At 43.5% G+C, this 13,910-nt stretch carries 9 protein-coding genes, 3 tRNA genes and 2 rRNA genes; 7 read left to right on the top strand and 7 right to left on the bottom strand.

Annotated elements, in window-relative coordinates:
* Nucleotides 1–15: 15 nt before the first annotated feature.
* The 4 genes from O5635_RS08360 to O5635_RS08345 all read right to left on the bottom strand — a co-directional run bounded on the left by O5635_RS08360 (nucleotide 16) and on the right by O5635_RS08345 (nucleotide 5,085).
* Nucleotides 16–2,891, bottom strand: a 23S ribosomal RNA gene (locus O5635_RS08360).
* Nucleotides 2,892–3,272: 381 nt separating this feature from the next.
* Nucleotides 3,273–3,345 (bottom strand) — tRNA-Ala (locus O5635_RS08355).
* Nucleotides 3,346–3,354: 9 nt separating this feature from the next.
* Nucleotides 3,355–3,428: transfer RNA gene (locus tag O5635_RS08350), tRNA-Ile, on the bottom strand.
* Nucleotides 3,429–3,600: 172 nt separating this feature from the next.
* Nucleotides 3,601–5,085, bottom strand: a 16S ribosomal RNA gene (locus tag O5635_RS08345).
* The 16S and 23S rRNA genes sit together here with 2 tRNA genes alongside, the layout of an rRNA operon.
* 645 nt (nucleotides 5,086–5,730) lie before the next feature.
* Between O5635_RS08345 and O5635_RS08340 the strand changes: the two genes are divergently transcribed.
* Entirely contained in the window at nucleotides 5,731–7,179 is a 1,449-nt protein-coding gene (locus O5635_RS08340; RefSeq protein WP_036901300.1) for a glycoside hydrolase 100 family protein, read from the top strand.
* On the opposite strand, the gene petD is transcribed toward O5635_RS08340, so the two are convergent.
* The gene (gene petD / locus O5635_RS08335; protein ID WP_036901301.1) at nucleotides 7,165–7,647 is read right to left on the bottom strand and encodes a cytochrome b6-f complex subunit IV; all 483 of its coding nucleotides are present in this window, start codon (nucleotides 7,645–7,647) and stop codon (nucleotides 7,165–7,167) included. The two genes, O5635_RS08340 and petD, sit on opposite strands and share 15 nt — an antisense overlap.
* A 60-nt stretch (nucleotides 7,648–7,707) precedes the next feature.
* Nucleotides 7,708–8,364 (bottom strand): cytochrome b6, encoded by a 657-nt coding sequence (gene petB / locus O5635_RS08330; protein ID WP_036901302.1) that lies wholly within the window; start codon nucleotides 8,362–8,364, stop codon nucleotides 7,708–7,710.
* 76 nt (nucleotides 8,365–8,440) lie between these two features.
* On the opposite strand from petB, the gene ctpZ reads away from it, so the two are divergent.
* The 6 genes from ctpZ (at nucleotide 8,441) to O5635_RS08300 (ending at nucleotide 13,133) form a co-directional block, all read left to right on the top strand.
* Nucleotides 8,441–9,766, top strand: a complete 1,326-nt coding sequence (gene ctpZ / locus O5635_RS08325) for a carboxyl-terminal processing protease CtpZ (RefSeq protein WP_052042860.1) — start codon at nucleotides 8,441–8,443, stop codon at nucleotides 9,764–9,766.
* Nucleotides 9,756–11,012, top strand: a complete 1,257-nt coding sequence (locus O5635_RS08320; protein WP_036901303.1) for an HD domain-containing protein — start codon at nucleotides 9,756–9,758, stop codon at nucleotides 11,010–11,012. Before ctpZ ends, O5635_RS08320 begins: the two co-directional genes overlap by 11 nt.
* 27 nt (nucleotides 11,013–11,039) lie before the next feature.
* On the top strand, nucleotides 11,040–11,666 hold the full coding sequence (gene minC, locus O5635_RS08315) for a septum site-determining protein MinC (RefSeq protein WP_241462936.1): 627 nt from the start codon (nucleotides 11,040–11,042) through the stop codon (nucleotides 11,664–11,666).
* Between the two features lie 139 nt (nucleotides 11,667–11,805).
* Complete coding sequence (gene minD, locus O5635_RS08310; protein WP_036901305.1) at nucleotides 11,806–12,621, top strand: septum site-determining protein MinD; 816 nt, start codon at nucleotides 11,806–11,808, stop codon at nucleotides 12,619–12,621.
* 4 nt (nucleotides 12,622–12,625) lie between these two features.
* Entirely contained in the window at nucleotides 12,626–12,946 is a 321-nt protein-coding gene (minE, locus tag O5635_RS08305) for a cell division topological specificity factor MinE (protein WP_269607460.1), read from the top strand.
* Nucleotides 12,947–13,061: 115 nt separating this feature from the next.
* Nucleotides 13,062–13,133: transfer RNA gene (locus O5635_RS08300), tRNA-Thr, on the top strand.
* Nucleotides 13,134–13,311: 178 nt separating this feature from the next.
* On the opposite strand, the gene O5635_RS08295 is transcribed toward O5635_RS08300, so the two are convergent.
* Nucleotides 13,312–13,902 carry an L-threonylcarbamoyladenylate synthase gene (locus O5635_RS08295; protein ID WP_036901992.1) on the bottom strand — a complete coding sequence of 197 codons (591 nt, stop codon included), beginning with the start codon at nucleotides 13,900–13,902 and terminating at the stop codon, nucleotides 13,312–13,314.
* Nucleotides 13,903–13,910 lie beyond the last annotated feature (8 nt).

Below are 13,910 nucleotides of genomic sequence, written 5' to 3'. Positions count from 1 at the left end.
TCAAGAGTAATTATAAAGGTCAAGCCCTCGGTCTATTAGTACTCCTCCGCTGCACCTGTTACCAGGCTTCCACGTAGAGCCTATCAACGGGTGTTCTTCCCGTGACCTTACTGGCTTATGCCATGGGAATACTCATCTTGAGGTGGGCTTCCCACTTAGATGCTTTCAGCGGTTATCCACTCCGCACATGGCTACCCAGCGTTTACCGTTGGCACGATAACTGGCACACCAGAGGTGCGTTCCTCCCGGTCCTCTCGTACTAGGGAGAAATCCTCTCAATATTCCTGCGCGTACACCGGATATGGACCGAACTGTCTCACGACGTTCTGAACCCAGCTCGCGTACCGCTTTAATGGGCGAACAGCCCAACCCTTGGGACCGACTTCAGCCCCAGGTTGCGATGAGCCGACATCGAGGTGCCAAACCTCCCCGTCGATGTGAACTCTTGGGGGAGATCAGCCTGTTATCCCTAGAGTAACTTTTATCCGTTGAGCGACGGCCCTTCCACTCAGAACCGTCGGATCACTAAAACCGACTTTCGTCCCTGTTCGACTTGTAGGTCTCACAGTCAAGCTCCCTTCTGCTTTTGCACTCAACGACTGATTTCCAACCAGCCTGAGGGAACCTTTGTGCGCCTCCGTTACCTTTTAGGAGGCGACCGCCCCAGTCAAACTGCCCAGCAGATACTGTCCGCTTCCCGGATAACGGGTAAGCGTTAGAACCCTAGCTCTGAAAGAGTGGTATCTCACCATTGACTCAGTAATACCCACAAGCACTACTTCATAGTCTCCCACCTATCCTGCGCATTCAGAGCCCGAGACCAATATCAACCTACAGTAAAGCTTCATAGGGTCTTTCTGTCCGGGTGTACGTAGTCCGCATCTTCACAGACAATTCTATTTCGCCGAGCCTCTCTCCGAGACAGCGCCCAAATCGTTACGCCTTTCGTGCGGGTCGGAACTTACCCGACAAGGAATTTCGCTACCTTAGGACCGTTATAGTTACGGCCGCCGTTCACCGGGGCTTCAGTCGCCAGCTTTGCTTACGCTAACCAGCTTCCTTAACCTTCCGGCACTGGGCAGGCGTCAGCCCCCATACATCGTCTTGCGACTTAGCGGAGACCTGTGTTTTTGGTAAACAGTCGCTTGGGCCTCTTCACTGCGGCCAGCTCTCGCTGGCACCCCTTCTCCCGAAGTTACGGGGCCATTTTGCCGAGTTCCTTAGAGAGAGTTATCTCGCGCCCCTCAGTATTCTCTACCACCCCACCTGTGTCGGTTTCGGGTACAGGCAGTTATGCCTTAACGGGTATAGGGATTTTCTTGGAAGCATGACATCACCAACTTCGCTGCCGTAGCAGCTCGTACTCACGCCTCAGCTCAGAACGTTTTCTCCGTTCCTCAAAGCCTCGAACGCTTGAACCAGTAACCAACATCTGGATTGGCTAGCCTTCTCCGTCCCCCTTCCCAAAACATAACTGGTACAGGAATGTTGACCTGTTATCCATCGACTACGCCTTTCGGCCTCGCCTTAGGTCCAGACTAACCCTCCGCGGACGAGCCTGCCGGAGGAACCCTTAGGGTTTCGGGGCATGGGATTCTCACCCATGTTTTCGCTACTCAAGCCGACATTCTCACTTCAATGCAGTCCACGCCCGCTTACGCTAACGCTTCACCCCACATAGAACGCTCCCCTACCATTTAACAAGTTAAATCCGCAGCTTCGGTACAACGCTTAGCCCCATTCATTTTCGGCGCAGGATCGCTCGACCAGTGAGCTATTACGCACTCCTTTGAGGATGGCTGCTTCTAAGCAAACCTCCTGGTTGTCTAAGCAATCCCACCTCCTTTATCACTTAGCGTCGATTTTGGGACCTTAGCTGGCGGTCTGGGCTGTTTCCCTTTCGAGTGTGGAGCTTATCCCCCACAGTCTGACTGCCTAGTTACACACAGGGTATTCAGAGTTCATCTCGATTTGGTACCGCTCTCGCAGCCCGCACCGAAATGGTGGCTTTACCCCCCTGCTGGAGCACTAGACGCTACGCCTCAACGTATTTCGGGGAGAACCAGCTAGCTCCTGGTTCGATTGGCATTTCACCCCTAACCACAGCTCATCCGCTGAATTTTCAACTTCAGTCGGTTCGGACCTCCACTTGGTATCACCCAAGCTTCATCCTGGCCATGGTTAGATCACCAGGGTTCGGGTCTATAAACACTGACAAACGCCCTATTAAGACTCGCTTTCGCTATGGCTCCACCATTCCCGGTTTAACCCGCCAGTGCCTATAAGTCGCCGGCTCATTCTTCAACAGGCACACGGTCACCCGATAAGTCGGGCTCCCATTGCTTGTAAGCTCACGGTTTCATGTTCTATTTCACTCCCCTCCCGGGGTTCTTTTCACCTTTCCCTCGCGGTACTGTTTCGCTATCGGTCACACAGGAGTACTTAGCCTTACGAGGTGGTCCTCGTAGATTCACACGGAATTCCACGTGCTCCGTGCTACTCGGGATACAGCTAGGTCAACTCTCCTTTCGATTACGGGGCTTTCACCCTCTATGGCGCGCCATTCAAACGCTTCTTCTAGGTTCGTTGATCCACATTGCTGTCCCACAACCCCGACGATCGAAATCATCGGTTTGGGCTTTTCCCCGTTCGCTCGCCGCTACTTAGGGAGTCGTTTTTACTTTCCTTTCCTCCAGCTACTAAGATGTTTCAGTTCGCTGGGTTGGCTCGTTCCAGCCTATGTATTCAGCTGGTCGTTTTAAGGGTTGCCCCATTCGGAAATTCCCGGATCAAAGAGTGTTTCCATCTCCCCGAGACTTATCGCAGGTAACCACGTCCTTCATCGCCTCTGTGTGCCAAGGTATCCACCGTGAGCCCTTTGTAGCTTGACCATTAATCTATTTAAATTGCCTTTAACACTTATAAAAACGAACTAAAAAATAATTCAATTTAGTATAACTTTAAAAGCTAAGATTAGCGGCTCTTGAAAATTAGAATTGTATATAAAATCTATTAGTAAAAAATTTACTAATGGAATTAGACATCTATAGTTAGATGCTTTTTCTTTCCAGACTCACTTATGCAGTTGTCAAGGTTCTACTGAACTTAAGCTGTGATTAATTAAAACCACAGTGAGCCCAGCGTCTTATCAATCAAAATAAATTTAATTACCTAAGAGTGATAGGAAGCTAGGTTCAATCAGTTGAACAACGTCTAAATCACATTTAACAAATGTCAATCTCCTTGAATCGAGTTATCAGGTAGTTGATCAGTGGAGGTAAGCGGACTCGAACCGCTGACATCCTGCTTGCAAAGCAGGCGCTCTACCAACTGAGCTATACCCCCAACAACGAATGGGCCATCCTGGACTTGAACCAGGGACCTCACCCTTATCAGGGGTGCGCTCTAACCACCTGAGCTAATAGCCCAGAAGAAAGTTTGTTGGGTGTGACCTAGACAAGTTTAGGAACTGAAATTAATAAAAATAAAAATTGATTTCTCATTTTCTATCGTCTTAATCAGAGGTACCGATCGACCTAAGGTGACAGGATTATCTCCTAAATTTTTTATTAGGAAAAATAATCAGTTTTTGTCTCCCTGTTAGGAGGTGATCCAGCCGCACCTTCCGGTACGGCTACCTTGTTACGACTTCACCCCAGTCATCAGCCCCACCTTCGGCGTCCTCCTCCACAAGGGTTGGAGTAACGACTTCGGGCATGGCCAACTTCCATGGTGTGACGGGCGGTGTGTACAAGGCCCGGGAACGTATTCACCGCAGTATGCTGACCTGCGATTACTAGCGATTCCTACTTCACGTAGGCGAGTTGCAGCCTACGATCTGAACTGAGCCACGGTTTATGGGATTTGCTTGCTCTCGCGAGCTTGCTGCCCTTTGTCCGCAGCATTGTAGTACGTGTGTAGCCCAGGATGTAAGGGGCATGATGACTTGACGTCATCCACACCTTCCTCCGGTTTATCACCGGCGGTCTTTCTAGAGTGCCCAACTAAATGCTGGCAACTAAAAACGTGGGTTGCGCTCGTTGCGGGACTTAACCCAACATCTCACGACACGAGCTGACGACAGCCATGCACCACCTGTCACTGCGTTCCCGAAGGCACCCTCTAATTTCTTAAAGGTTCGCAGGATGTCAAACCCTGGTAAGGTTCTTCGCGTTGCATCGAATTAAACCACATACTCCACCGCTTGTGCGGGCCCCCGTCAATTCCTTTGAGTTTCACACTTGCGTGCGTACTCCCCAGGCGGAACACTTAACGCGTTAGCTACGACACCGAAGGGGTCGATTCCCCCGACACCTAGTGTTCATCGTTTACGGCCAGGACTACAGGGGTATCTAATCCCTTTCGCTCCCCTGGCTTTCGTCCATGAGCGTCAGTTATGGCCCAGCAGAGCGCCTTCGCCACTGGTGTTCTTCCCGATATCTACGCATTTCACCGCTACACCGGGAATTCCCTCTGCCCCTACCATACTCAAGCCCATCAGTTTCCACTGCCATGATGGAGTTAAGCTCCACGTTTTAACAGCAGACTTGAAAGGCCGCCTGCGGACGCTTTACGCCCAATAATTCCGGATAACGCTTGCCACTCCCGTATTACCGCGGCTGCTGGCACGGAATTAGCCGTGGCTTATTCCTCAAGTACCGTCATATCTTCTTCCTTGAGAAAAGAGGTTTACAGCCCAGAGGCCTTCATCCCTCACGCGGCGTTGCTCCGTCAGGCTTGCGCCCATTGCGGAAAATTCCCCACTGCTGCCTCCCGTAGGAGTCTGGGCCGTGTCTCAGTCCCAGTGTGGCTGATCATCCTCTCAGACCAGCTACTGATCGAAGCCTTGGTGAGCCATTACCTCACCAACTAGCTAATCAGACGCGGGCTCATCCTCAGGCGAAATTCGTTTCACCTCTCGGCATATGGGGTATTAGCGGTCGTTTCCAACCGTTATCCCCCTCCTGAGGGCAGATTCCCACGCGTTACTCACCCGTCCGCCACTAACCCGAAGGTTCGTTCGACTTGCATGTGTTAAGCACGCCGCCAGCGTTCATCCTGAGCCAGGATCAAACTCTCCGTTGTAGTCAGGCCCTATTGTAAAAATAAATTCTACTCAGTCTGATTTGCTTCTCCCACAGATAACAGCACTGGCGTACTGATTGTGATTGTTGCCACCTTGTTTTTAATAAGGGTTCTAAAGAGTGCACTTAGTTTTATCTTCGTGACTTTCCCGGATCTCAGATCCGTCGTTGCTCTAACTCTGTAACACCGAATATCAAAATAGAGCCGTGAAACTCCAATTCGAAATAGTGACAGAACTATGCAACTAATTTCTTTTGACGGGACCTCACACCTCTATCGCATATACATCCAAGGAAATTCCAAGGACGCGATAAAAGCGTCAGTTCCTAAACTTTTTAGTTGTCCAGGTTCTACCCCTTGGCTTTTAAAAGCCAAAGGATTTAGTAGCAGAAGCTACTTCTAGAAACCTACAACAAGATGGGTTTATCCTTCAAAGTTGTAAGCGCTCACTGACATTACAAGGAAACAACCTTGGTCAATTAGCGAACTGTGTTCCAGGTATTAACCTGATTCACATCCAGTCCTTAATTTTAAACCACAAAGCGACTTAAAAGCAACAAATAGTCGCAACTATAGTTTCGTGCTAAGTCTGAAGATGTACTGCTTCTCAAAACCCCTTTCAGAAGCTGACTAAACAATTACTAAATGGCAGGACGTTTTAGCCAGCAAAACAAAAGATTGAGACCAAACTCTAATGAAGATGCGGTTATCAAAAGAGCTAAGGAGCATTTCGAAAGGTCTCTAGTTGAGATCTCCGGAAGCATTTCTGGCAGCGTAGCGGCACTTGAGCACCCAGCAAATAATGATGCGTTGAATTACGGTGAGATTTTTTTGCGGGACAACGTACCCGTCATGATTTATCTCTTAACCCAAAAAAGATATGACATAGTCAAAAAATTTCTAACAGTCTGCCTTGATTTACAAAGCACCGCATACCAGACCAGAGGTATTTTCCCAACTTCTTTTGTAGAAGAGAAAGGACAACTTATTGCAGACTATGGGCAAAGGTCGATAGGAAGAATAACTTCTGCCGATGCGAGCCTTTGGTGGCCAATATTGTGTTGGCTATACGTAAGAAAAAGCAAAGATACTAGTTTTGGAATCAGCCAACAAGTCCAAAGAGGCGTTCAACTTTTATTAGATCTAGTTTTGCACCCAACTTTCGAAGGGACTCCTGTCTTATTTGTTCCCGATTGTTCTTTTATGATTGATCGTCCCATGGATGTTTGGGGAGCCCCTTTAGAAGTAGAAGTTTTGCTATATGCATCCCTAACAAGTTGTATTGAGCTTATGAATCTAAGTAGTAAGCATCAAATCAGCAGATTACTAGATCAACGACTTTTACTAACTAGACAATGGGTACATGATCTGAGGCAATTTCTTTTAAAGCATTACTGGGTAACTAGCAAGACAATGCAAGTTCTGAGAAGGAGGCCAACAGAGCAGTATGGGGAAGATCAGCATCAGAATGAATTCAATGTCCAACCACAGGTTGTGCCTTCTTGGCTTCAAGATTGGCTGGAAAATAGAGGTGGATACTTGATTGGAAACATCAGAACTGGAAGACCAGACTTTCGTTTTTATAGCCTTGGCAATTCCCTCGCATGCATGTTCGGGGTACTAACAGCTCCACAACAACGTGCTCTTTTTAGGTTGGTTCTACATAATCGAGAGCACCTCATGGCTCAGATGCCCATGCGAATTTGTCACCCGCCTATGGAAGTAGAAGAATGGCAAAACAAAACCGGCTCTGATCCTAAAAACTGGCCATGGAGCTACCACAACGGAGGACATTGGCCAAGCATACTTTGGTTTTTTGGAGCATCAATACTGATGCATGAGCAAAGGTACCCGAAAGCAGATGTTCTTTTAATGGGCCAAATGCGAACACTTTTAGAAGAGTGTTATTGGAGTCAACTCAATCAATTACCTAAACAAAAATGGGCGGAATATTTTGACGGTCCTACTGGAACCTGGGTAGGTCAACAATCAAGAACATATCAAACATGGACAATAGTTGGTTTTTTACTTTTGCATCATTTTCTAAAAGTGTGCCCAAATGACGTCTCAATGCTCGATCTAGAAAAGTCCTAACGTTAATGACTTGTCAATTGGGAAGCACGCACCTACGCCTAAATAAATTGTCAACAAAGTTCCAAACAGAAAAAATCCCATTGCAATTGGACGTCTAAAAGGATTCGCAAACTTATTTACATTTTCAATAAATGGTATAAGTATTAAGCCTAAAGGGATAAGAGTCTGCAGAGCTATACCTAACAGTTTATTGGGAACGACCCTTAATATTTGAAATACAGGGTACAAATACCATTCAGGAAGGATTTCCAAAGGGGTGGCAAAAGGATTAGCTTTATCGCCGAGGAATGCAGGGTCAAGTACAGCGAGACCTACAACACAAGCTATTGTCCCAAGAATTACAACTGGGAAAATATATAAAAGATCATTTGGCCAAGCAGGCTCTCCATAGTAATTATGCCCCATCCCTTTTGCTAACTTAGCTCTGAGCTTAGGATCTGAAAGGTCTGGTTTTTTTAGAGTGGACATAATAAAAATTTATAGAAAATTATGAGAGTTTAAAGAACCTAGTAATAGTTCTATTTTGTCTTATAAAGGTCCTGAAATACCTTGCTTTCTTATCATTAGAAAATGCATCAACATAAATATAGCCAAGGTCCAGGGCAAGACGAATGTATGAAGACTATAGAAACGTGTAAGAGTTGTTTGACCAACACTTTCTCCTCCTCTAAGAAGTTCAACCATAAAATCTCCCACAACTGGAATTGCAGCTGGTACCCCAGATACAATCTTTACAGCCCAATATCCAACTTGGTCCCAAGGCAAAGAATAACCAGTAACTCCAAAAGCAACTGTAATAACAGCCATTACAACACCAGTAACCCAAGTAAGCTCTCTTGGTCTTTTAAAGCCTCCAGTCAAATAGACCCTGAAAACATGCAAGATCAGCATAAGAACCATCATTGAGGCACTCCAACGATGAACTGACCTAATTAACCAGCCAAAACTAACATCTGTCATCAAGTAACTAACTGAGCTATAGGCTTCAGTCACTGTGGGTTTGTAGTAAAAAGTCATTGCAAACCCTGTTGCAAATTGAATCAAGAAACAGACTAAAGTGATGCCTCCAAGACAATAAAAGATGTTTACGTGTGGAGGTACGTATTTTGAAGTGACATCATCTGCTATGTCCTGAATTTCAAGTCTTTCCTGGAACCAGTCGTAGACAGGTGAGGAGTTCGCCATTTATCTAATGAGCTTTGAGTGTTAATACCAAGAGTCTACTGAATGTGCCCCATGGTTCGCGCAATTGATCAATCCAATGCCTTCAACTGTTAAATCCTTGTCAAAATTTCTTCATAAAATTTTCTGTGCTTTTTTAAGCTTAAGCCTGGTTTTCCTAGTTGCTGCAAGGCCTCTACTCGCCTTGAATGATGGTCAACAATTAATCATCGAGTCTTGGAACATTGTTAACGAAGGGTTTGTAAATCAAGAAAAATTCGGTGACATTCAATGGAAACGTCTCAGACAAAAAGCTCTAGAGAAACAAATTGAAACTTCTGAGGATGCTTATGAAGCGATAGAAGCAATGCTTTTGCCCCTAGGAGATCCTTATACAAGACTCTTAAGGCCAAAAAACTATGAATTAATGAAAGAAAGTAATCTTGGCAGTGAGATTAATGGCGTTGGCCTCCAACTAGGTGCAAGGAATGAAGACGGCAAAATCGTTGTTATTTGCCCATTAGAAGATTCTCCAGCAGCTGATGCTGAAATTATTAGTGGCTCTATTCTCTTAAAAGTCGAGGATGAATCTCCTCAAGCTCTTGGCCTAGAAGCTACTGCAGCAAAACTCAGAGGAGAAAGTGGCTCTAAGGTACTTCTAGAACTTGAATCCCCTAATGGGGAAATAAAAGAAATAAGTCTTGAAAGACGAAGTGTTGATTTAAGGCCTGTAAGAACACGCAGAATAAGAAATGAAAACCATACTCTTGGATACTTAAGAATTACCCAATTCAGCGAAGGAGTCCCTGAGCAAGTAAAAGAAGCTTTAGAGGAGCTTCAAGAAAAAGGTGTCGAAGGGCTGGTTTTAGATTTACGGAATAATTCAGGTGGTTTGGTAAGTTCTGGGCTTGCAGTTGCAGATGCTTTCTTAAGTGATAAGCCTATAGTGGAAACAAAAAATAGAGACTCAATTAGCGACCCAATCCCGTCAAATGCAGAAACTATTTATGACGGACCAATGGTAACTCTTGTAAATGGAGGCACAGCAAGTGCTAGCGAAATCCTTGCAGGTGCACTGCAGGACAATGACAGATCACAATTGCTCGGGAATAGAACCTTTGGGAAAGGTCTGATTCAAACACTAACAAATTTGAGTGATGGCAGTGGGTTAGCAGTAACCGTGGCGAGCTATTTAACCCCTTCTGGTAGAGATATTCAAAATCTTGGCATTGAGCCAAACCGGTACTTAGAAGCTCCAGAGCCCCTTAATCCTGGAAGTATTGAAGACAGATGGTTAATAGATGCTGAACTTGCTATCGAGGCAAATTTAGATCGTCAAAATTTAGATGAAGAGAAAAAATTGACAGTTGAAAACCCTGACGAACCAATGATCCCTGCAAGCGATGAATTAGTAGATGCCAAGTAGAACCTATTACGACCCGCTTCACAAAAGTATCAAACTTGATAGCACAATTCCTGAAGAAGGGATGGTACTTGAATTAATTGATTCTGCACCTTTTCAAAGGCTAAGGAAAATTAGACAACTTGGTCCTGCTTCTCTTACTTTCCATGGAGCAGAATCAAGTAGGTTTACCCATTCACTAGGTGTTTTCCACATAGCACGAAGAGCGTTTAATAAGCTTGTTGATTTAGACCCTAAACTTAAAAATTTCCGAGCCTTACTATATGGAGCAGCACTTTTGCACGATATTGGCCATGGCCCATTAAGCCATACAAGCGAAGAAATGTTTCATATCAAGCATGAACATTGGACTGCTAAATTAATAAAAGAGCACAGGGATATACGAAATATACTTGATAGCTTTAGCAGGGGCCTTGCATATAAAATAGCAGATATAGTAGAAGGCAAAGGTATAAGTTTAAAGGCAATCAGTACATTAATAAGTAGCCAGCTAGACTGCGATAGATTAGATTATCTAATGAGAGATAGTTACAGTACTGGAGCGCAGTATGGTCAGCTAGATCTAGAAAGAATCTTATCAGCGTTAACACTCTCTCCAGATGGGGACTTGGCTATACATCCAAAAGGTCTTTTAGCTGTAGAACATTATTTAATTGTACGAAATTTAATGTATAGAGGTATTTATAACCACCGACTTAATGAAGTATGCAACTGGTTGCTTAATAAAATAATTAGTACTGCAAAGAATTATGGGCCAAAGCTTTTATGGTGTGACAAAGTAATGCATAATTGGTTATGGAATCAACAGGAATTGAGTATTGAAGATTTTCTACAAAATGATGATATAAGAACTGGCTACCACCTATTAAGATGGAGTGAAGATGCTAAAGGAAATCTTGGAACTCTTTGTAGAAATTTCTTAAATAGAAAGCTATTGAAAGCCGTAAATGTTGAATACCTTAAAAACGAATCTCAATTAGAGGCTCTTTCAATAGCAATAAATCTTTCAGAAAAGATTGGGAAAGATGCTTCAATATGCTGCGGTTTAAGACATAATAAAGTATATGGGTATCATCAATACAAAAGTGGCCTTCGATTATGGGATGGAGATCAACTAAAAGCTATTGAGCAAGAGTCACCTTTGGTCGAGAAACTAATTAGTCCATCTCAAGCATCTTGGCTTATTCACCCAAAAGAGATACAAGAAGATTTAAAGCATGAACTTATACGTTTAAGGAAAGATAATTAACATATAATTATAGTCATGCTAAAAATAATGTACTTATCGAGTGAAAACAATAACAATTGGAAAAATTACATAGCTTCAAAAATACAAGAATTTAGCAAATGCTATTTAGAGATTAAATTAAATGATTTAGCGCTAAAATGCAATGATATAGTTTATATAAATAGTCTTTGTGAAAGATATTCAATTACAATTTTATCTATAGACGCCTCCTTCCCAGAGACTGTTGTAAGCGCAAAATCTCTAGGATTTAAAAGCTCACTCATGCTCGAAAGAGATCAAGTGCCAAGCAATCGCCAATTCAATGCTTTCATTGCTGATGAAAAAGAACCAAATACAGTTTTCCATGAAGGGACTTTGCGCTCGGGAGAAAATATTGATTCAGATGGAGACTTGTTAATACTGGGTGATATCAACCCTGGAGCAGTTATTTCTGCAGGGGGTGATGTAATGGTTTGGGGGAGATTACTTGGCATAGCTCACGCAGGTAAATATGGAAATGATCGCGCAAAAATAACAGCTCTACAGTTAAGGCCAGTTCAACTGAGAATATCAAATAAAATTGCAAGAGGGCCTAAGGAGAAGCCTGAGCAAGGGCTTGCTGAAGAAGCCATTATCGAAGACGGAGTAATTGTTATTAAACCATCAAGAACTTAATTTTTTTTGCATTGGCCATTTAAACCCGAATATAACTAGTTCAACTGCTCATCTATTAGGCAAAAGAATTGAAGCTTTGCCCAAATAATATTGTTATCCCTCAGTTTCCCATTAAAATTATTCAACTTTGCAAAAGTCCGTGACATCAGATACGCGAGTGATCCTTATCTGCTCAGGCAAGGGGGGAGTAGGTAAAACCACTCTCACCGCAAACCTGGGCATTTCTCTAGCGAGTAAAGGATGCCCTACTGCTGTTTTAGATGCAGATTTTGGATTAAGAAATTTAGACCTATTACTTGGTCTTGAAAATAGGATCGTATATACCGCCCAAGAAGTACTAGAAGAAAGCTGCCGACTAGATCAAGCATTGGTTAAGCACAAGCAAGAGCCAAATCTTTCTCTGCTGCCAGCAGGTAATCCACGAATGCTCGATTGGCTAAAGCCAGAGGACATGCAAAAAATAGTTGGAATGCTTAAAGAGCAATTTCAATATATTCTTATTGACTGTCCGGCCGGGGTCGAAGATGGTTTTAAAAATGCTGTTGCCGCTTCAAAGGAGGCAATTATCGTAACGAATCCAGAAGTTTCAGCAGTCAGAGATGCCGACAGAGTAATTGGTTTACTTAATACCCATGGTATTAAGCCTGTTCAGTTGGTGCTGAATAGAGTTCGTCCAAAAATGATGGAAAGCCAAGAGATGCTTTCCATTCAAGATGTGACCGATATTCTTGCATTACCTTTATTAGGACTAGTTCTGGAAGACGAACAAGTAATAGTTAGTACTAACAGAGGTGAGCCGCTTACTTTAATAGGCAGCAATTCTCCCGCTGCCAGATGTTATTCCAATATTGCAGGAAGACTTCAAGGGGAAAAAATACCACTTATTGATCCATCAAAAGAAGGTTCAAGTCTTCGAGACAAATTTCGCAGACTGATGCAAACAAAAATTTTCTAAATCAATGACTTTAAGAGATTTAATCAACAAATTACTTGGCAGGCAGCAAGCAAGTGCTGCCAAAGCAAGAGAAAGACTTCAATTAGTACTCGCTCATGATCGAACGGATTTAAGTCCTGATCTTTTAGATCAAATGAGAGAAGAGATCTTAAGTGTTGTAGCTAAGTATGTGGAAATTGATGTTGAGGAAGGAGCAGTTAGCTTAGAAACAGAAGATAGGATGACCGCACTAGTAGCAAACCTGCCTATCAAAAGAACCCTTTCAGGCCAAATTAAATTAAAAGAGAAATCATCTGAGAGCGCATCCGAAAACAAATCCGACTAAATTGGTTCTCCTCTAAAAAAGATATAGAAATGAACCTATTAAAAATTTAATCATTTAGTTGATTGGCTCACTAGACGAGCAAATAATTACGGTTGGAAAGTTAAACTAAAATCATGCCGGCTTAGCTCAGCGGTAGAGCAGCGCTTTTGTAAAGCGAAGGTCATCAGTTCAAATCTGTTAGCCGGCATCCAACATCTACTCCAAAAGCTTTTTTCCAGTTCCAGAAAAAAGCCATAAAATCACTAGTACAAAAAATAGGCCTAAACTTCTCAGCTCAAAGAAAGAAGTGGTTGCGAAAATTAGTGGCTTTAAAAGCCAATAAAAACTAGCCTGAATTAATGAAACCAACCCAACAAGCCAAAACATTATTTGCCAATAACTTCAGGTATCACAGCACCTTTTCTTATTAAATGCCAATTTCCTGGCCCTTGCCAACTTATTACAGTGCTAGCCAACCCTGAAGGTTTTGGCCAAGGTGTTGGAGCTAATAATGGAAATCTTGGGAATTTTGCTGCAACTTCTTCAGACAAAAGTAATGGTTCCTGACCAGATAAATTTGCACTTGATGTTGCCAAAGGTCCGCTTTGAGAAAGTAAATGTTTAGCGAGATCACAGTCAGGGACTCTCATACCTATGGAAACTCCTCCAGGGTTAAGTTCATGCACAAGCTCACTTGATGAAGGCAAAACCATAGTTAGAGCTCCTGGCCAATATTTTTGGGCAATACTTAGAGCATCTTTCAATGCAACTTCATTCACAAAATTAAAAAGGTCTTCAGAAGATGATCCCATCAAAATTAAAGGCTTACTTTTAGGACGACCTTTGATTTCCCACATTTGATAAGCAAACTTGGGCAATGTTGCCAATGCGGGCATAGTGTCAGTAGGGAAAACCACTGGCGAACCTTGGTTTAACTGATCTACTAACTTAGGGATGCTTAAAAAAGAAGATTTCATTTTGCCTA

It is taken from the genome of Prochlorococcus marinus str. MIT 0919, from assembly GCF_027359375.1.
Taxonomy (GTDB): Bacteria; Cyanobacteriota; Cyanobacteriia; order PCC-6307; family Cyanobiaceae; genus Prochlorococcus_D.
The sequence above is the reverse complement of the archived record's forward strand: the minus strand, read 5'-3'. Positions and strand labels throughout refer to the sequence as shown.

What these genes read in the sequence shown, in the direction of transcription:
- ctpZ (WP_052042860.1), top strand. Translation starts at nt 8,441, where the DNA reads ATGCCTTCAACTGTTAAATCCTTGTCAAAATTTCTTCATAAAATTTTC.
- O5635_RS08295 (WP_036901992.1), bottom strand. Translation starts at nt 13,902, where the DNA reads ATGAAATCTTCTTTTTTAAGCATCCCTAAGTTAGTAGATCAGTTAAAC.
- O5635_RS08320 (WP_036901303.1), top strand. Translation starts at nt 9,756, where the DNA reads ATGCCAAGTAGAACCTATTACGACCCGCTTCACAAAAGTATCAAACTT.
- O5635_RS08340 (WP_036901300.1), top strand. Translation starts at nt 5,731, where the DNA reads ATGGCAGGACGTTTTAGCCAGCAAAACAAAAGATTGAGACCAAACTCT.
- petD (WP_036901301.1), bottom strand. Translation starts at nt 7,647, where the DNA reads ATGTCCACTCTAAAAAAACCAGACCTTTCAGATCCTAAGCTCAGAGCT.
- minE (WP_269607460.1), top strand. Translation starts at nt 12,626, where the DNA reads ATGACTTTAAGAGATTTAATCAACAAATTACTTGGCAGGCAGCAAGCA.
- minC (WP_241462936.1), top strand. Translation starts at nt 11,040, where the DNA reads ATGTACTTATCGAGTGAAAACAATAACAATTGGAAAAATTACATAGCT.
- petB (WP_036901302.1), bottom strand. Translation starts at nt 8,364, where the DNA reads ATGGCGAACTCCTCACCTGTCTACGACTGGTTCCAGGAAAGACTTGAA.